Here is a 19,897-nt window from a genome sequence, read left to right as displayed (position 1 = left end):
TTTTCTTTTGCCTTTTTATGTTGGCTTTGATAATAGGTTTGATAAAGGGAAATTATGATGTTTATTTGTTAACGGATATTTTTACATTTTCTCTCTTTTTATTTTTGTCTTTTGATTCTTCCAATTTTAATAGAACATATGAAGATTTAATTGATAAAATTAAAATTATCCAGCCTATATGTATCTTGATAACAATTTATTTTATCTATAAAACAGGCTTTTCAGTTGGCGATCTTGGGCATCGTGTAATTTTTGATAGTGAGGAAGGGAATTTGGGGTTATTGGCTCGGCCGTTGAAGCTGGGATTATTAATATCTCCTTTTGCTTTATCAAATTCAAGAAAAGATTTGTCGGTTTTGGCTTCTGTTGTATTAATGCTGATTATAGGATTGATGACATTGACTAAATCCGTTGTTTTAATTTCTTTATTTGCTTTATGCATAAATTTATTTCTTCGTGAGCTTTCATATAAAAAAATAATTTTTGTAGTGATAATAGGAATTCTATTTTTTTCTATTACAATTTATTATCTGAATATAAATATTGAAAATCAAATAAATTCCCTGCTATTTAGATTAGATGTTGACGATATAACCTCTGGGAGAAGCACCGAACTTGAAAGATATTTTGAATATTCAACACTTGAAGAGTTAATTTTTGGACGTGGTTTAGGTGGAAGTCATAATTATGCAGATTGGTCATGGAATTTTGAACATGGAGTTCCTTTCTGTCATTATGGTTTTCTTAATCTGATAATGAAGGGTGGCTTTATATATCTAATAATTTTGTATATAACTATAGTCAGGTCTATGAGTATAATGTATCGTAGGAAAATGATAGGTGGTATTTTTGTTCTTTTACTCTACTTTATAATGGATTTTGGTCATACAATTTTTTCCACTTATCCACTTGTATTGTTCTTGTTTGCAACTATTTCTTACGGGTTATCTGCTAACTATCGACAAAAAATAAGATGAACTTTAATAATTCGATATTAATTTTTGATTACCAATTGTCTGGCCACCATCTTGAATACATTCATCATTTGTATATGGCGGCTATAAAAAGAAAGAATGTGAATTTTGTTTTTTCTCTTCCAAACAATTTTCAGGAAATTTCGAATGTATTAGATTGGCCGTCATCTCCTAACGTAGCATTTTCATTTTTTAATAATGAAAAACTTTCTAATTCGAAAAGGTTATTGTTGAGATCATGGCATTTTTCAAAGATACTTAGGTGTGAGGTAATAAAACATGATACAAATCAGATTTTTCTTATTACCAGTATTTTGGGAACTTTGCCTTTTCTTCCTTTTTTTTTAAGTAAGGCCAGCGTTTCTGGTATCATATATAAGATTTATTTATATAAATGGAAAAAGTCATCATTATTAAACCGGATACAAGATGTTATAAAATACCAATTATTATCTAAATGTTCTTTGTTCAAATCTATATATATATTGAATGATGAAGTTAGTGCTATATATCTTAATAGAATTTATAAAACAGAACGTTTTCGCCATTTAGTTGATCCTTTTAAACCTCTTTCTGAAAGTTCTTTGAAGAAAATGAAATCTGACTTAGGTATTTCTTGTTCGAAATATTTGTTGCTTCATTTTGGTTCAATGTCAGATGCGAAAGGAACATTAGAAATTCTTCAATCTATTCCGTTCATCGAAAAAGAGAAACAGGAAAAGTATGCTTTTGTATTTGCTGGAGTAATTGCATCAAATATTAAAAGTGAATTTTATCGATTGGTAGAACAATATCGGAAAGATATACAGATTATTGTGATAGAAGGTTTTTTGGAATATGATACAATTGGGTCTTTGTGTATGTCATGTGATGTAATTCTTACGCCCTATAAAAGAATAAATACTAGCAGTGGCGCAATTGGATATGCTGCTCAATTTAAGAAACCTGTAATAGCGACGGGAGGAGGATTATTAGGGAAACTGGTTAATAAATATCATTTAGGGGTATTGATCTCTGATGTGTCAGGAGAGTCTATTGCTGATGGAATTCGAAGGTTTGAATCTTGGCATTATAGAAATAATAGTTATTTAGAAAAGAATAATATAACTAATTTTCAAAATAAAATTATAGAGGATCTGATAGAAAAGTATTAATTAAATACTCTTGGTGAGTACATATTCTGTAAGTTTTTCATTCGGAACGGTTTATAGCTACTACCATATTATAATCAATGTTCTTTATTCTTACATTAGTAACTTATGGATTTGTTTATTACTTTAGATTATGAACTTTTCATGGGGAAAAAGACTGGCAGTGTAGAAAGCTGTTTATTGTCTCCTATGAATAGCTTTATTTCTATGCTTGACCGTTACGGGATTAAAGCAACTATTTTTGTTGATGCAGCTTATTTATTGCGCTTAAGTGAATTAAAAGATAAGCATGATAAATTGAAATCTGATTTTGAATTGATTTCAGATCATTTGAAGTGTTTAGAGCAAGCCGGACATGATATTCAATTGCATTTTCATCCGCAATGGATATATTCAGATTATGATTCGAAACAATGGATAATGGATTTTGAACATTATAAATTGAGTGATTTACCCGAAAATGTTTTAAGAACATCTTTTTATTCAGCTAGATTATTGCTGGAAGAAATTATAGGGAAGAAAATTATTGCTTTTAGAGCAGGAGGATATTCTCTCCCTACTTATTCTGGATATATTGATTTGTTTAAGTTGAATGGAATAAAAATTGATTCTTCTGTTTTACGCGGGGCGTATGTCGATTCCAAATATCAAAAATATGATTACAGGAATATTCCAAAAGCTAGTATATATAATTTTAATAATAGTCTTTTTATAGAAGATAATAAGGGGGAGTTTTGTGAATGCTCAATTTCTACTGTCGCTTATCAAGGATTTGTATATTGGTTACTGAAACGGAGGCTTTCTTCGATTTATCACCCGACGATACAATATGGTGATGGCTACGGCATTGGGATTTCTGGTAGTAGACTGAAACGGTTAGTAAAGCGTATTAAAATATTATTCCAAAACAAAATCGTTTCTGCATCAATAGATGGTTTTATGTCTACAATGTTGTTGGATATTTATTCTATACATAAAAAACAAGTATCGTGTAATGGTTTTGTTATAATTGGCCATCCTAAAAATTTTTCAAATGTTTCTATTCGTAATGTGGAAGAGTTTATTTTAAAAGTACGTGATGAGGATACTTTTCTAACTTTCTCTTCTATGAAATAATTTTCGTACACAGATGACTACTCTAAAAATTAAGTTTATTCTTGGTCAGATATCTCAACCAAGATGTCTAAAACGTTTGGAAGCAATAAAGAATGCCGGTTTCGAAATAGCAGTATATGGCTTTGATAATGGATTGTATAACGAAAATATACGAAATAAAGATTATAAAATACATAGTATTCGAATAGATGGAAAAGGGAATAAGTTTGTTAAGTCAATAAAAAAGATATTGTTTATAAAAAAAGTTTGTTCTATATCGTCTTCACATGATATTTTATACGCCTTTGGTATTGACATTGCATTTTGGGTTTATTTATTTACAGGTGGAAGAAGAAAATATATTTATGAAGAGGCAGATTTAAATTATACGAAATTCTCGAATAAATATATCGTCCGTTTTTTTAAATCTGTTGATAAATATTTAATTCGACACTCGTATTATGCAGTTTTGACTTCTGATGGTTTTGTAGAATATCTATATGCATTTTCTATTCCACCTAAGCAAATTATAGTTTTACCTAATAAATTGAATGTTTATTTTAGAAATGTTTCCCGGAATTTTTACGAATTACAGAATGTTGAAAAAATTCGATTCGGATTTATCGGTGCAGTTCGTTATCCCAATACAATTGTGCGGTTTGCGGAAGTAGTAGGTAAGTATTTTCCTCAATATGAGTTTACTTTTTGGGGCACAGGCATTGGAATAAATGAGGCAATGATCAGATGTGAAACTTATAATAATGTAAAGTTTGAGGGTGCTTTTCGAAATCCGGAAGATTTAGAGACGATTTATTCTAATATTGATATTAATATTGTTTGCTACGATACAACTTATTTCAATGTCACTATAGCTGAACCGAATAAACTTTATGAATCTATCTTTTTTGGAAAACCTATGGTAGTAAGTGCAAATACCTTTCTTGCTACTAAAGTTAAAGAATGGGGAATAGGCTTTGCTGCAAACTGCTCGACTGATATATATATAAAAGAGTTTATTTCATCATTAGGTGTTGAACAAATAAATAGATGTATAAAAAACTGTGCGAAAATACAAAAGGAAGAACTTATTGATTCTACTACTATTTTAATAGAAAAAATCGTATAAAGATACATTGTACTGCATAATAAATTAATCGCATTTTAAATAAAAAAGAAGATGAAAGCATGTTTTATGGGGTTGGGCTATATTGGCCTGCCCACGGCTATTATTGCCGCAAAGCACGGGGTACAAATCACCGGTGTGGATATAAATCCAAGGGTGGTTGAGATGACTAATCAAGGTAAATTGCATATCATAGAACCCGGTATGCAAGAACTGCTTCAGGAAGTGGTGTCCGGTGGTCAGTTGAAAGCTTCCACTACTCCCGAGGAAAGTGACGCTTATTTCATGGTGGTTCCCACTCCCTTCAAAGGAAATCACGAGCCGGATATTTCTTATGTGGAATCTGCCACCCGTGCAGTTATTCCTTTGCTGAAAGAAGGTGATTTGTATGTGATAGAATCTACCTCCCCAGTAGGTACTACGGACAAGATGAAGGATTTGATCTTCTCTCTTCGTCCGGAACTGAAAGACAAGATTTATATCGCCTATTGTCCGGAACGCGTGTTGCCCGGCAATGTAATCTATGAGCTGGTGCATAACGATCGTGTGATTGGCGGTATGAATGAAGCTTCAACAGATAAAGCCGTTGAATTTTATAGCCAATTTGTGAAGGGGACCCTTCATCGTACCAACTGCAAGACAGCTGAAATGTGCAAATTGACCGAGAACTCTTCCCGCGATGTACAAATAGCCTTTGCCAATGAGTTATCGATAATTTGCGATAAGGCGGGTATTAATGTCTGGGAATTGATCAGCCTGGCCAATAAGCACCCCCGCGTTAATATTCTTCAACCCGGTTGTGGTGTCGGCGGACATTGTATTGCAGTGGATCCTTATTTCATAACGGCTGATTTTCCCATTGAATCCCAGATTATAGCCAAGGCCCGTGAAATAAATAATTATAAAGCTTTCTGGTGTGCGGAAAAGGTTGAAAATGCAATGCTTAAATTTGAACTGGAACACCATCACAAACCGGTGATAGCCATGATGGGCCTGGCATTTAAACCGGATATTGACGACCTTCGTGAAGCCCCCGCCAAGTATATAACCACCAAAGTGATGCAGAGCTGTAACAATGCTGACATTCTGGTAGTGGAACCGAATGTAAATGAACATAAGGTATTTAAGCTGACTGACTATAAAGAGGCCTATGCAAAAGCCGATATCGTGGTTTTTTTGGTTGCCCACTCTGTATTTAAGACTTTACCTTACGATACGGATAAGGTAATTCTGGACTTCTGTGGTATTTATAAAAAATAAGATCAGACTTTTATGAAGAAAATATTGTTGGCTTTCGGGACTCGTCCCGAAGCCATAAAAATGGCTCCTTTGGTGAAGGAGTTTCAAAAACATCCGGACAAGTTTCAAACCATCGTTTGTGTGACCGGACAACACCGGGAAATGCTTGACCAGGTTCTTTCTATTTTTTCCATCCGTCCGGATTATGACCTTAATATCATGAAGCAGGGACAAGACCTGTATGACGTGACATCCCGTGTTCTTTTGGGAATGAGGGACGTTTTGAAAGAGGTGCTTCCTGATGTCGTATTGGTTCATGGAGATACGACTACCTCCACAGCCGTTGCATTGGCGGCTTTTTATCAACAGATTCCTGTGGGACATGTGGAAGCCGGTCTACGTACTTATGACATCTATAGTCCTTGGCCTGAGGAGATGAACCGGCAGATGACGGGACGTATAACGACTTATCATTTTTCTCCGACTTCACTGAGCCGGCAGAATTTGGTAAATGAAGGCGTGAAGGAAGATCATATATTGGTTACGGGTAATACGGTGATAGATGCCTTGTATATGGTTGTGGATAAGATCAAAGAGGATAAGGAACTTGATACTGAACTGGAAGGCATCTTAAAGAAATCCGGCTACGACGTAAACCGCCTGAATAATGGCAAGAAACTTGTGTTGATAACCGGTCATCGTCGTGAAAATTTCGGTGAAGGTTTTATCTCGATGTGCCGGGCTATTAAGGCCTTGACAGAAAAATATCCGGCGGTAGACTTTGTATACCCGATGCATCTGAATCCTAATGTAAGAAAAGCCATTCATGAGGTGTTCGGTGAAAACCTCTCCAATTTTGGTAATATATTCTTTATTGAACCTTTGGAATACCTGTCATTCGTGTATTTGATGGAGAAATCGGCTATTGTCCTTACGGATAGCGGCGGCATTCAGGAAGAGGCTCCCGGTCTTGGTAAACCGGTGCTGGTGATGCGCGATACGACCGAACGTCCGGAGGCATTGGAGGCAGGTACTGTCAAACTGGTCGGAACCGATTATGATAAGATTGTCAATGAGGTGTCCGCCTTACTGGATGACGGGGAATACTATAACAGGATGAGCAAGGCTGTTAATCCTTATGGGGACGGTCTGGCTTGCAGTCGGATAGTGAACCGGTTTATATAATTCTGAAATATACCGTCTGATACTTGAAATTTAACTGAACTATTATCTACGTTGAAATCCGAAGGGAAAAATGGGTGTCAGTAAAATAATCACGCTTTATAATACGCTTCGATACTTAAAACCTATTCAGTTGTTATACAGAGGGAAACAACTCGTCGGAAAGTATACTTCTTCTGGCATTGACTTAAATGGTACATTGAAAATTAAATCTTCAGATATGGTCTTTGAAGGTTCGATTCCTTTTGCACCTACTTATGATGTTCAAAGCAAGTGTTTCTCTTTTCTAAACCGGTCGCATTCTTTTTCATCCCGGATTGATTGGAATTGGTTAGGTTATGGACGGCTATGGGTATATAACCTGAACTATTTTGAGTATTTGGACCAAGAAAATCTTCCAAAAGAAGAAGGATTGGTTCTCATTGATGATTTTATCAGTCGGTTGCCCGATTGTGTAGTCGGTCTGGAACCTTATCCTCTTTCTTTGAGATGTACCAATTGGATCCGTTTTTTGGGTAAGCATAAGATTAGAAACGATAAATACGATGTAATCTTGTTTAAGCAATTACAGTTGCTTACCCATAAATTAGAATATCATTTGTTGGGTAATCATCTATTGGAAAATGGTTTCGCTTTATTTTTTGGTGCCTATTATTTTGATGATTATAGATTTTACAAGCTGGCAAGGCGTATTTTACTTTCTGAACTGAATGAACAGACATTACATGACGGTGGTAATTTTGAGTTAAGTCCCATGTACCATTGTATCATATTGCTGCGTGTATTGGACTGTTATAATCTGGTGAAGAGCAATTCTTTGTTTAAAAAAGAACTGTTGTCCTTTTTTGAAGAAAAGAGTCTTAAGATGTTGGGGTGGCTGTCTTCTGTTTGTTTTGAAAATGGTGATATTCCATTATTTAATGATGCCGCTTTCGGGATATCTCCCTCGCCTGTTGCTCTGTTTGCGTATGCAAAACGTTTAGGATTGAATTTTGAGAAATCCGGGCTTTCTGATTCCGGATATAGAAAGCTTGTTACAAACAAGTTTGAGTGTGTGGTGGATGTATCCCGTGTTGGTCCGGATTATCAACCCGGACATGCGCATGCCGATACATTCACTTTTGAATTACATATCAATAATCGTCCGGTTATAATAGATACGGGTACTTCCACCTATGAAGTAAATGAAGCCCGTTTTTATGAACGGTCTACTATGGCCCATAATACGGTGGTGGTGGATAATGTTAATTCCAGTGAAGTTTGGGCAGGCCACCGGGTGGGGAAACGTGCTTATGTGAAGCTTCTGAAAGATAAAGAGAACAAGATACAGGCTGTTCACTCAGGATATAAATCAAAGGGTATGAGACATTTACGTTCTTTTTCCATAAAGGATGAAACCTTGATAATAGAGGATGTCATTGGGGGGCAGGCTATGGCATATTTACATTTTCACCCTTCAGAACAGATAGAGATATTCGATAATGAGATTAAAGGAACGGATTATTCAATTCTGATAAATGGCGCAATTTCCATAGAAATGTTTGATTCTTATTATGCTCCGGAATTTAATAAAAAAATCCCCTCTAAAAGTATTCGTATCAATTTTAAAAATAAACTGGAAACTCTATTTAAATGAAGCTACTTTTTCTATCTTTCTATTTTGAACCGGATCTTTGCGCCGGCTCGTTTAGAAATACCCCTTTATTTCAGGAAATCAGGAATCAATTGGGAAAAGATGATTTTATCCATGTAATAACAACACAGCCGAACCGTTACAAGACGTTTCATGCGTCTGCCGAACAGGAAGAAAGGGGGGATAATTATATAATTAATAGAATAACCATACCTGAGCATAAAAGTGGGATGTTAGATCAGGCAAAGTCTTTTGCCATATTCTACTGGAAGGCGATAAAATTAGTGAAAGGAAGGAAATATGATTTGGTTTATGCCTCTTCTTCCCGTTTGTTCACAGCTTTTTTAGGACGTCGGATAGCTTCCGGTCAACGTGTTCCATTGTATTTGGATATTCGTGATATTTTTGTTGATACGATGAAAGATGTGCTCGGGGATAAAAAAATGATTCAAATTCCTGTGGTCTTGTTTGCCCGGATGATAGAGCGTTATACTTTTTCGAAGGCCAGTCACATAAATCTGGTGTCGGAAGGATTCAAGGACTATTTTAGTAAATATAAACAACCGTCCTATTCTTATTATACAAATGGGATTGATGATGTTTTTTTGTCTGCCGGTGCTGGAAAAGAAGAAAATGAATCCCTGCAAAAGCCAATGATCGTTACTTATGCGGGTAATATTGGAAGTGGGCAGGGCTTGGAAAAGATAGTTCCCCAGGCGGCGAAACGATTAGGGAAAGACTATTTATTTCGCATAATAGGTGATGGCGGTACAAAGCTCCTTTTACAGCAGAAGATGGAAGAGTTGCAAGTTGAAAATGTAGAGTTGATCAATCCTGTTTCCAGAGCTGAATTATTGGAATATTATCATCAATCTACTTTTTTGTTCTTGCATTTGAATGACTTGGAAGCTTTTAAAAAAGTTCTCCCTTCAAAACTGTTCGAATACGGTGTTTTTTGTAAACCCGTAATTGCCGGAGTGGGTGGTTATGCCGCCCGGTTTGTAGAAGAGAATTTACCCAATCATATTTTATTTAGTCCCACTAATGTGGATGAATTTGTAGATAAATTAACGCGATACAAGCTGGTTTTTGAAGAGAGAAAATCTTTTAAAGAAACATTTTCTCGAAAAAAGATAATGGTAAATATGGCTAATGATATATTAAAAACAGTTTCAATATAGATGAATATATTAATAACCGGTATTCACGGTTTTGTAGGTTCCAATCTTGTTTCTTCTTTGAAAGGCAGGCACACCCTTTACGGTTTGGATATTGTTACACCGGTGAAAGACGGTGTGGTGAAAACTTTTTCTTGGAAAGATATTGAACCAACATCTTTCCCATTGCACCACTTGCCTCAGTTTGACGCCGTCATCCATCTTGCCGGTAAAGCTCACGATACCAAGAACGAATCGGTGGCTCAAGCCTATTTTGATATCAATACCGGTCTGACTCGGAAGATATTCGATTTCTTCTTAGAGTCCTCTTCCAAGAAATTTATTTTCTTCAGTTCAGTGAAAGCTGCTGCCGACAGTGTGGTGGGGGATATACTGACGGAGGATGTCGTTCCTGCTCCGGTAGGTCCTTACGGCGAGAGTAAAATTAAGGCGGAGGAATACATATTAAAGGGAGAAGGGAAAATTGAGAAGGGAGCAGGAGAAGTTTGTGGTGCTGTTGGTCAGTCTGGTCGTTTGGGGTTGGATAGGCAAGTGTATATTCTCCGTCCCTGCATGATTCATGGTCCCGGGAATAAGGGAAATCTGAATCTGCTTTATAATGTGGTGAAGAAAGGTATTCCCTGGCCATTGGGCAGTTTTGAGAACCGCCGTTCGTTTACTTCGATCGATAACCTTTGTTATGTGATAGAAGGATTGCTGACGAAAGCTGTTCCGGGCGGTATCTATCACATGGGAGACGATGAAGCGATGTCTACGAATGAATTGATTGCTACCATTTGTGAGGCTATGGGCAAGCAACCGCATATCTGGAAAATAAATAAAAGTTTGATGGAAGGTTTCGCCGGGCTTGGAAGCCTACTGCATCTGCCTTTAAACAAGGAGCGTCTTCGGAAGCTGACGGAGAATTATGTGGTTAGTAATGCCAAAATAAAGAACGCATTGGGCATTGAAAAAATGCCGGTGACTGCCAAAGAGGGCTTGATAAAGACCATACAATCGTTTGAGTGATTTGTGATCGGGTCAAGATTATCCGTTTATAATCAGATGATTGGCTCTTTTATTATTTCCATGATCGAAGATACTTTTTAAATATATAAGACTGTGTATTATCTAATCATCTTAGTTCTGCTCTTCCTTGCAGAACTTTTTTATTTCCGCATCGCTGATAAATGTAATATCATCGACAAGCCGAATGAACGTAGTTCTCACACCCGCATTACTTTGCGTGGTGGAGGGATCATCTTTTATTTTGGTGTATTGGCTTATTTTCTGACGAGTCATTTTGAATACCCCTGGTTTATGCTTGCCTTGACATTGATCACCTTTATCAGCTTTGTAGACGACATCCGTTCCACTTCACAAGTACTCCGACTGGTGTTTCATTTCTCCGCCATGGCTTTGATGTTTTATCAATGGGGGTTGTTTTCACTCCCCTGGTGGACGCTTTTTGTGGCATTGATCGTTTGTACGGGCATCATCAATGCCTACAATTTCATGGATGGCATCAATGGCATCACCGGCGGATATTCATTGGTTGTTCTCGTAGCCCTTGCTTATATCAATGAGGCGGTCGTTTCTTTCGTAGAACAGGATTTTATTCTGACGGTGCTTTGCAGTGTCTTTGTTTTCAACTTCTTCAATTTCCGGAAACGTGCCAAGTGTTTTGCCGGTGATGTCGGTTCTGTCTGCATTGCATTCGTTCTGCTGTTCTTTATCGGCAAGTTAGTTATCCGGACGGAGGATTTCAGTTGGATTATCCTGTTGGCCGTATACGGTGTGGATAGTGTACTGACGATAATCCATCGCCTGATGCTTCATGAGAATATCGGTTTGCCACACCGGAAGCATCTGTATCAGATTATGGCGAATGAACTGAAGATCCCTCATGTGGTGGTTTCATCTGTATACATGCTGGTACAGGCATTGGTGATAGTCGGATACTTCTATTTTTATTCGTATGGTTATTGGTATTTGTTGGCTACCGTACTTATATTGGGTACGCTATACGTGTTGTTTATGAAAAAGTATTTTCGACTACATCTCATGAATAAATAGGCTGAGAAATATATAAACCTTTTATCCGCTTATCTTTTTATATTCTAAGTTACCACAAAGCAACTTTCCCTAAATTCCCAATTTCTAATTTGGCACTTATTCCCATTGCTTTAAAAATTCTTGCTATGGTAGAAAATGTTAGATTCTTTCCACTCTCTATACGAGAAATTTGTGCTCTTTGTACACCGATTAAACTACCAAGTTCTTCTTGTGTCATATTCTTTGATAGCCTGGCCTGTTTGATCGCTTCACCAATGAAGTGAGAATGCACATCAGTTTGCAAATCAACTTCATATTTGTCTCGCTTAGGAGTACCTTTTTTCCCTATATATTTGTCCTCAATTTCTCCGAGGGTATAAAATTTGTTATCTTTCATATTCACTATTTTTTAGAGTTGAAATATTCTTTTCTTATTTCTTGGGCTTTTGTTATTTCTTTTGATGGAGTCTTTTGAGTTTTTTTGATAAATCCGTGTGTTGCAATCACTAAAGTATCTATATTACTCGTCTTATCCCAAAAAGCTAACAAGCGGTATTGAGCATTATTATATCTTGTTCTAAATTCTCATATATCTGTATCATCCAGCTTTTTAAAGAGCTCGGGGTCTATAGTATATGTAGATTTACGGATGTTATAAATGATCTTCTCCCGAATTTTAGAATTTAGTCCCTCAAGGAAATCACTCGCTTCAGATGATAATATCACATTAAATTTAGCCTTGGTTTCCATTACTTTATTTTGATACAAAGATAAAGAAATAGTTCCATATGAAGAAACATTTTGAGGGAAAAAGCATTAGCACTCAAATCTGAAACTGAAACAAGTTTAGTATTATCTCAGTACAGTCGTTTTGTCGTGTTATAAACATCGAGGTAATCATTTCCTCAGTTGTATTACGCAGTTGTTTGCTACGGATTTAAAGCCAAATATTTTTTGATTAATGGTAAATCGCGTATAAGTTGGTTTGTGTTGTAGAAAAGAATCTGGTTTGATTTTGTATATTTGGATAAATGTGTTACTTTTGTTATCAAAGAAGATTTTTATGACAGCAAACGAATGTATAAATACGTTTTCTAATCATCTTTTTTGGGATGTACACAAAGAAGATATTGATATTGACAGGCATTCTAAATATATAATAAAAAGAGTGTTGGAATATGGTGTCTGGAATGATTGGATGGTATTACGTATTTATTATGGTTTACCTCGAATCGTAGAAGAAGTAAAAAAGATGAGAGATTTGGAACCCCGTGCTTTAGCTTATATTGCTTCCATTTCGAATACTCCTAAAGAAGAATTCAGATGTTACACTTATCAACACTCGATACCACAACACTGGAACTTCTAAGGAAGTTACAGAGTATCCCCGCATTATGTAAAACTCGCTTGGTGGGAGGCACTGCTTTAGCTTTGCAAATAGGACATCGGAAATCTATAGATTTAGATTTTTTTGGTAAAATAGAGGTGGAAAAGGATGAACTTGTAATAGCATTGGAACAAATAGGTGCTTTGACAGTATTGAAAGAATCTCCTCGTATTCATATTTATTTGTTGAACAATGTTAAGATTGATATTGTAGATTATCAATATTCATGGGTTGATGATGTAGTAGTAAAACAAGGAATTCGGATGGCGAGTTTAAAAGATATAGCAGCAATGAAAGTTACAGCTATTATTGGGAGGGGGACTAAAAAGGATTTTGTTGATATTGCTTTCTTATTGCGGTATTTCTCTATGAATGATATATTGGATTTTTACTCTCAAAAGTATCCGGATGGGTCTATTTTTATGGCAATGAAAAGTTTAGCATATTTTGATGATGCTGAAGAGGACATAATGCCGTATATGTTAACTGATATAACGTGGGAAAATATTAAGCAACAGATATTGTCTAATATTTTTTGATAATAATTAATAATATACTTTCGATAATAAAAACGTAAAGCGGCATGTCTATTTTCCGAAGACATGCCGCTTTACATTTTATAGCTCTCCTTTGACGAACTATGTCAGTTTTACCACTCCCGTAACTTGATCCAGTGCTCCGGGAACCAATTCGTATCCCATCGCATAAGGTTCCGGAATTTCCGGGTTGGTAAGTCCGAATTCACGGATTGATTTGAATCCGAAGCGGTGATAATACTCAGGATCGCCACAAAGGAACGCTGCTTTGTATCCCAACTCGCGTCCCCGTCTGAGACCTTCTTTCATTAATGCGGAACCCACACCGTGGTCTCTATATTCCAATAACACGGATAGGGGGGCCACTAATAAAGATTCGAATTTGCTCCCGTCTTCCTGTATGACATACATCCGGGTGAGCAGAATATGGCCGATTAATTTTCCATTCAGTTCGGCTACTAATCCTAATTCGGGGATGTAGTTTTCACTGTTCCACAGATTTACGGTGAAGTCCTGTTCATCGCCGTCGGCTACTTTGGCAGTCTGGAAGGCGGTTTGTATTAAGTGGTATAACTCGTGCCGGTCTTGCTTGGTTTCTTGTCTGATAACTATAATTTCTTTCTTTTCCATTGTTTTTTTATTTAATTTCCACCAGATACTGTCTGCTGATTCTTTAAACTGCTTCATCTTGCTTTTCTGCAATACATATTGGGAAGCGATATTGTCTTTTTCGGTTTCTGCTATGACGGATTGTACCCCTGCAATGTCGAAAGCCCATTTACATAAGGCTTTCAGAGCTTCGGTCATATAACCGTGGTTCCGGTAGGAAGCATATATCCCGTAACCGACTTCGACGCTGCCTTCCGCATCGGGGAGGTTTTTGAAACAGGCGGAGCCGATGGCTTTGTTTTCTGATTTCAAGATGATCTGCCAGTTGGTCAGCAGGAGAAAGTTTTCGGGATGCTTGCCGGCAAGCTGATATTGACCGGTCATAGCCTGACGGGTATGCGGATCAAGTGTTTCGTTGGAAGGAGTCAGCCTTAAGGCGTTTTCCATAAAGTGTACTCCATTCAGAAGCAGGGCGAACTGCTCCGAATCGAGTGGTATGATTCTTAAACGTTTTGTTTCTATCATATGATTTCTGTTGATAAAATGTTGAGTAAATAGGAGATGATCTCATGATTTGTCTCCGTTAAAAAAAATAAGAATAGGATTCCTGTCCGGATAGAATATGCCGGATTTTACAAAGGGGGGATAGCCAGATGAGTAGTGAGAACTACAGGCTATTTAGCACACCAATATATTGGAAGATGAAGGATTTGTTTTCAAAAAATGTTTTTTATTTCGTTGCCAAATATAGAACTTTAAATTTAAATATTGCATCTTTAGCTGAAAATAAAGACGATAACTCCTGTTATCACTACATAGGCCAGTGCATAGGGGATGGCTGCTTTTAGGATTTCTCCCTCTTTTCCCTGCTGGTTGCTTGCCGAGGTAGCGATAGCGATGCTTTGGGGAGATATGATTTTACCTCCTGTCGCACCGACCGTATTGGCGGCCGACAACCAGTCCGGACTCACGTTGATGTGTCCGGCGACGCTGGCTTGCAGCTTTCCGAAAAGGATATTCGATGAGGTATCACTGCCGGTGATGAAAGTACCGAGACATCCGATGACGGGGGCAAAAAGCGGATAAAGGCTTCCGGTAGCAGTAGCCAGGGCAGTGGCGATTACGGCAATCATTCCTGCCGTATCCATGATGGTGGAAAGGCCGACAAGGCAGATGACCGTGATGAACGTTTTCTTCAATTGCTTCACCGTATGCCAAAGTACGGTGAACATCTCTTTGACTCCGGCACCTTGTATGAGCCCTCCAATAAACGTGCCTATGAAGAGAAGTACTCCTGCATGGGTGAGCCACGAGATGGTATAGTTTAGGGTCGAGTCCCCGACAGGCAGGCTGATGCGGGTGACCCAGTTATTTTCGAGTGTATGGCGCAGGCCGGGAAACAGAGGACTGGTCAGTATGATCAACAAGAGGATGAGCAGGTAGATGCTCCAGGCGTTGAGAATATCTTTCGTCCGCAGAGGGTTCTTGCGGGCACGTTCTTCTTTCGGGGCGGTGAGCTTTCCGTAGATGACGATCACGATGATCGAAAGAATACTTCCGATAATGGCCGGTGATTCGGCACCCATGTAGCGTGCGGCCATGTACTGGCTGGTCAGGGAGACGCCTCCTACCAATAGTGCTAAGAATAAATTCTTCGGAAGTGATTTCAACTTCGGATCGGTGAGGAACAGCAAAACCAATGGGATGAGGAACATGAGTACGGATAGCTGTAATACGACATTGGTACTCAGGTTCTGCACATCGAGGCTGGTTTCTTTGGCCAATACGAGTACAGGGGTACCGATAGCACCGAATGCCGTAGCAACGCTGTTGGCTATCAGGCTCACTACTGCGGAGAACACGGGCTTGAATCCGAGACTGATCAGGATGGCGGCAGGGATAGCTACGGCTGTCCCGAAACCGGCCATTGCTTCCAGCAATCCACCGAAGCCCCAAGTCAACAGTAACACTTGAATGCTCTTGTCTGTGGAGATGGAGGTGAATTGTTGCTTGATGATTTCCATCTTCCGGGTTTTCAATAATACGTTATAGCTGAAAATAGCCATCACGATGATAATCAGAATAGGAGAAACCGCTTTCAACGCTCCGTACAGGAAGGAGCAGGCGAGATCGTCTATTGCAAAATGAAAGCCGAAAAGGGCGATTAGCATGGTCACGATGAGAGAGATGACACTGCTTCTGTCGCCCGGCATCTTAAAAAAAGCCATCAATACAATAAGAAGCAGAACCGGAACAATAGCAAGAATCAGTGTCATAATCGTCAGTTTAAGTTATGTATGTATAACAAAACTAACAGGTGTTTTGACTGTCCGGCCGGTCGTTTTTTATGATTTTATTTCAAAAAGTACAGAAATATTTATATCAGAGGTATAAAAGGTATGAGAAGAGCCGGACCAGGTTTCATCATGAACCCTGTCCGGCTCTTTGCTGTATATATCTATATGAATAGAAGGGTTCTTCCTGCTATTTACCGGATGGCTTTTTGGAATCCAGTATTTTCTGCAATTGCTTTAAGTTTGCTTTTGCGGCATCATTACCCATATGGGCAGCCTGTGTGAAGGCGGCGATGGATTGGTTGATGTTGCCGTTGAGGAAATCATACACTCCGCTGTTGTTGATGTATTCGGCTGTCTGCTTGTTGGCCTTTTCCATAAATTTCACGGCTGTTTTCAGATCCTTCTTGGTCAGTGCCACGGCGGCGGCATTCAAGTTGGCTACTTCATCGTCGGGGTATATACGTACGGCAACATCGAATACGTTTACAAAATCGTCACTGCCTTTCGGATAGCTGTTGGCTACTTGGTACATTTCGTTCAGGCTCAGATACTTCGGATTGGTTTTGATGACAATACGGCCTTGTTCCACATCGAAGTTGACTACCGTATAATCTATCTTGCAGTTCACTTTGCGCAATCCCGGATAAATCTCTTTCAGCATAGTGCGATAAGGAGTTCCGCCGCCTACGTGCATGATCTCTTTTTTGCGGAGGGCATCATCACCGGTATTTTTGATGATGTGGATGAAGGTCTCTTTATCTTTCATGGAAGAGGTTTCCAAAGCCTTTATCAATCCGTCCCAGTTTTCACCTCCAAAAGATACCTTATAGAGATTGGCCGGTACTTTTTCATTTGCGGTGAGATAGGCTTTCAGCGCTTCGGCACGTTTTTGCGAAAGTTGTTCGTTGAATTTCAACGGGCCTTCGGGCGAAGCAAATCCTTCGATGCTGATGCCGGTGATGGTGAGATTCCGGTCATTCTGAACCTTGCCGAACATAGAACGTATGTTCATCAGTTCTTGGTGATTATTCATAAAGTCGGTCAGTATCACCGATTTGCTTACAGGAAAGTCCAGATGGGCTTCGTACTGTTCGCTACGCTCTTTTACTATTTCTACCGGTGGTTGGATGTAAGCTACGATCGGTGACATGGCTGCCAGTCGTTTGGCTTCGGTAGATACGCTGTTGGTGATCAGTTCCTGGGCAATCATCTCTTCATTATTGCCGCAACCGCAAAGATTCTCGACAAGATTGAGCGAGGCATTCTCCATCCACGACTGGTAGGGGATGACTTGGGTATAGTTCAGTACTTCTCTTTTATCGTAGGGGATGACGATGGCCGTAGGAGCTTCGTGTTCGATGGCTAAACTGCGAACGTAAGCTTTCTGACGGCGGCGGCCGTTAATTATGATGTCTTGCAGAGGGACATTGTGTTGTCCGTCTGTCAATAGCGGTGTAAGAGTCAGTGAGCGTTGGGGGCTGACGGTCAGATTCTTCATGTCGATCGTCATGTCTATGTATAGAGAATTGCCCTGTTGCCATAGCGATACGCCCGACAGGCTGATGGCGTCATTATAAAGTTTTTGGGCACTGGCAGGAAGCGCGATGACAAGGGCCAGCAGAATATAGATAACTTTTCTTTTCATTGTTATAATTGGTTTATGGGTTGGTTGTTTATTTGAAAGTATAAATGAAGCTAAGGCCTATTTTGGTAGGTCCGAAGTAGTCTTTGGTATTATGGTCGATCTTGCGGCCGTCGTCTCCCGGTTCGTATTTGTCATATTTGATGTGGGCATATCCCACTCCGATGGTAGCTTCCATGCTCCAACGTTTTTTCAATATCCACTGATAACCGTAAGAGATGCCGGCACCGTAGATTTTACCGTCATACCGGTCGTGTCCCAAACCGAACATATTTAGGTTGCTGATGTCTGCATCGGCATAGTGTCCGTGCAGGCCGAAGAAGCTGCCATTGAACCGTTCGCAGAGCCAGTAACGCAGTTCGGGCTGTACGAGCCAGTGTTTCAATTGCTTGTTATCCGAAAACTTCCAGGGGTTGTAGTTTCCCGAAATGTCGAGGGTTAATTTTTTAGCCAATCCTATTTCAAGTCCCAGATTCGGAGTACTTGTGGCCCAATAGAGGGCATTGGTTTTGATGGCAATTTTGGGTAGATAGGTCTGGGTTCTTTGCTTTTGGGCATTTACCCCTGTGGCAAAAGCGAGCAGAAACCCTACTGCTAAAATCAATTTCATTGTTCTCATTTCCGTTTTGGTATAGGTTTTATTATTTATTTCGGGTATCAACACTTACCGCTACGGATTTGTTTTCAGGAGGAGGATAATAATTTGTCAATGTGCCAATATGCCAATGTGCCAATTGGCTGCGCTGTAGGGTAAGGAATATATTGCAAAACAATTACCATATTCTCCACTTTTATTGGTATATTACACCTCTTTTAATTACTGCATTCTTCAATTATCACATTAATACATTAATACATTCTTTAATTGGCATATTGGCACATTGTCCAATTGGCACATTATTAATTGGCACATTATTTTTTTTTGCACACAACAATGGTGACTGCCGTAACGATCAGCATGATTCCGATGGCGCTTGCTACGGTGAATGATTCTTTAAAGGCTACTATGCCGATGATGACTGCCGTCAGAGGTTCCATTGCCCCGAATATGGAGGTGAGGGTAGGGCCGATGTGCTTGATTGCCTTGACCAGTGTGATGTTTGAAATGGCTGTAGCCGGTAATGCTAATCCTAAGATGTACAGCCAGGTAACACCTTCTGTTACCAGCCGGATGCCACTGGTGAAACAGCCGCAAATGATGAAGAGAGGCGCTCCTAATCCCATTACATAACAAGTCAGCACAGTCGATTCGATCTGTACTGCACGGCTTTTTCTTACTCCGATAATGTATCCGCCGTAAGAGAATACGGATATACAGGCGGATATGATACCGAGCGTAGTGCTACCGTTGCCATGACCGATGTTTCCCGATGAAAGGAGTATGGCGCCGACGATCGACATCGATATGGCGGTAATGATCCATGCCGATCTCTTTTCATGGAAAAAGAGGATCATGCTCATGGCCACGGCCAATGGGTACATGAAGTGAATGATGGAAGCTACTCCGCTGGCTATGTTTTGATAAGCGATCAAAAGGCTCAGGGAAGTAGCTGCCCGAAACAGACTTAATAGAAAGACGGTTCCGAAATCTTTTTTATTCAATCGGAAGTTACACCCGGACAGCCAGCCGAAAAGTATCAGTGTGAGAGATGCTATTCCCCAACGATAACTCAACACCTCGAAGGAAGAGAAACCGATGTTGAGAAGCATCACGGAAAAGAAAGGCGCCAGTCCGAACGTGGAAGAGGAGACTGCCGCGTACAGGATACCTTTTGTTTTGTTTATTGATTGAAACTGCATGATCTTATATAACTGTA

The 19,897-nt window shown here is 39.0% G+C and carries 18 protein-coding genes and 1 pseudogene; 12 read left to right on the top strand and 7 right to left on the bottom strand.

The features are described 5' to 3' along the window. Positions 1–38: 38 nt before the first annotated feature. The 10 genes from RB604_RS17640 (at position 39) to RB604_RS17595 (ending at position 11,630) form a co-directional block, all read left to right on the top strand. Entirely contained in the window at positions 39–977 is a 939-nt protein-coding gene (locus tag RB604_RS17640) for a hypothetical protein (RefSeq protein WP_147398876.1), read from the top strand. Beyond that, a complete protein-coding gene (locus tag RB604_RS17635; protein ID WP_005930794.1) occupies positions 974–2,128 on the top strand; it encodes a glycosyltransferase in 1,155 nt (384 codons plus the stop codon). The genes RB604_RS17640 and RB604_RS17635 overlap by 4 nt, the downstream gene beginning before the upstream one ends. 105 nt (positions 2,129–2,233) lie before the next feature. Continuing rightward, on the top strand, positions 2,234–3,241 hold the full coding sequence (locus RB604_RS17630) for a polysaccharide deacetylase family protein (protein WP_005930798.1): 1,008 nt from the start codon (positions 2,234–2,236) through the stop codon (positions 3,239–3,241). A 76-nt stretch (positions 3,242–3,317) separates the two neighbouring features. Further along, positions 3,318–4,346 (top strand): glycosyltransferase family protein, encoded by a 1,029-nt coding sequence (locus tag RB604_RS17625; protein ID WP_130059926.1) that lies wholly within the window; start codon positions 3,318–3,320, stop codon positions 4,344–4,346. Positions 4,347–4,397: 51 nt separating this feature from the next. Continuing rightward, positions 4,398–5,603 (top strand): UDP-N-acetyl-D-mannosamine dehydrogenase, encoded by a 1,206-nt coding sequence (gene wecC, locus RB604_RS17620; protein ID WP_005930804.1) that lies wholly within the window; start codon positions 4,398–4,400, stop codon positions 5,601–5,603. Positions 5,604–5,615: 12 nt separating this feature from the next. Then, entirely contained in the window at positions 5,616–6,767 is a 1,152-nt protein-coding gene (gene wecB / locus RB604_RS17615) for a non-hydrolyzing UDP-N-acetylglucosamine 2-epimerase (RefSeq protein ID WP_005930807.1), read from the top strand. 70 nt (positions 6,768–6,837) lie between these two features. After that, entirely contained in the window at positions 6,838–8,400 is a 1,563-nt protein-coding gene (locus RB604_RS17610; protein WP_055294066.1) for an alginate lyase family protein, read from the top strand. Continuing rightward, on the top strand, positions 8,397–9,578 hold the full coding sequence (locus tag RB604_RS17605; protein WP_005930811.1) for a glycosyltransferase family 4 protein: 1,182 nt from the start codon (positions 8,397–8,399) through the stop codon (positions 9,576–9,578). Before RB604_RS17610 ends, RB604_RS17605 begins: the two co-directional genes overlap by 4 nt. Further along, on the top strand, positions 9,579–10,583 hold the full coding sequence (locus RB604_RS17600) for an NAD-dependent epimerase/dehydratase family protein (protein ID WP_055294064.1): 1,005 nt from the start codon (positions 9,579–9,581) through the stop codon (positions 10,581–10,583). 93 nt (positions 10,584–10,676) lie between these two features. Continuing rightward, positions 10,677–11,630, top strand: coding sequence for an MraY family glycosyltransferase (locus tag RB604_RS17595; protein ID WP_055294061.1), 954 nt, complete (start codon positions 10,677–10,679; stop codon positions 11,628–11,630). A 49-nt stretch (positions 11,631–11,679) separates the two neighbouring features. On the opposite strand, the gene RB604_RS17590 is transcribed toward RB604_RS17595, so the two are convergent. Continuing rightward, positions 11,680–12,006 carry a helix-turn-helix domain-containing protein gene (locus RB604_RS17590; RefSeq protein WP_005930816.1) on the bottom strand — a complete coding sequence of 109 codons (327 nt, stop codon included), beginning with the start codon at positions 12,004–12,006 and terminating at the stop codon, positions 11,680–11,682. 5 nt (positions 12,007–12,011) lie between these two features. Then, positions 12,012–12,359, bottom strand: a pseudogene (locus RB604_RS17585) (type II toxin-antitoxin system RelE/ParE family toxin). Between the two features lie 313 nt (positions 12,360–12,672). On the opposite strand from RB604_RS17585, the gene RB604_RS17580 reads away from it, so the two are divergent. Together RB604_RS17580 and RB604_RS17575 are read left to right on the top strand one after the other, a co-directional pair. Further along, the gene (locus RB604_RS17580; RefSeq protein ID WP_005930820.1) at positions 12,673–12,978 is read left to right on the top strand and encodes a DUF6922 domain-containing protein; all 306 of its coding nucleotides are present in this window, start codon (positions 12,673–12,675) and stop codon (positions 12,976–12,978) included. After that, positions 12,933–13,535, top strand: coding sequence for a nucleotidyl transferase AbiEii/AbiGii toxin family protein (locus RB604_RS17575; RefSeq protein WP_005930823.1), 603 nt, complete (start codon positions 12,933–12,935; stop codon positions 13,533–13,535). The genes RB604_RS17580 and RB604_RS17575 overlap by 46 nt, the downstream gene beginning before the upstream one ends. 99 nt (positions 13,536–13,634) lie before the next feature. Here RB604_RS17575 and RB604_RS17570 read toward each other — a convergent pair whose 3' ends face one another. From RB604_RS17570 to RB604_RS17550, 5 genes are all read right to left on the bottom strand, one after another. Beyond that, positions 13,635–14,666 carry a GNAT family N-acetyltransferase gene (locus RB604_RS17570; protein WP_055294059.1) on the bottom strand — a complete coding sequence of 344 codons (1,032 nt, stop codon included), beginning with the start codon at positions 14,664–14,666 and terminating at the stop codon, positions 13,635–13,637. 251 nt (positions 14,667–14,917) lie between these two features. Beyond that, entirely contained in the window at positions 14,918–16,417 is a 1,500-nt protein-coding gene (locus RB604_RS17565; protein WP_007481918.1) for an L-lactate permease, read from the bottom strand. A 208-nt stretch (positions 16,418–16,625) separates the two neighbouring features. Continuing rightward, positions 16,626–18,083 (bottom strand): DUF3868 domain-containing protein, encoded by a 1,458-nt coding sequence (locus RB604_RS17560; RefSeq protein ID WP_055294057.1) that lies wholly within the window; start codon positions 18,081–18,083, stop codon positions 16,626–16,628. 28 nt (positions 18,084–18,111) lie between these two features. Beyond that, complete coding sequence (locus tag RB604_RS17555) at positions 18,112–18,699, bottom strand: DUF3575 domain-containing protein (RefSeq protein ID WP_055294322.1); 588 nt, start codon at positions 18,697–18,699, stop codon at positions 18,112–18,114. A 293-nt stretch (positions 18,700–18,992) separates the two neighbouring features. Continuing rightward, positions 18,993–19,865: a DMT family transporter gene (locus RB604_RS17550; protein WP_055294320.1), complete on the bottom strand. Its 873-nt coding sequence runs from the start codon at positions 19,863–19,865 to the stop codon at positions 18,993–18,995. Between the last annotated feature and the right edge of the window lie 32 nt (positions 19,866–19,897).

The organism is Bacteroides salyersiae (genome assembly GCF_031172035.1).
GTDB lineage: Bacteria > Bacteroidota > Bacteroidia > Bacteroidales > Bacteroidaceae > Bacteroides > Bacteroides salyersiae.
This window is presented reverse-complemented; position numbering and strand designations above follow the sequence as displayed.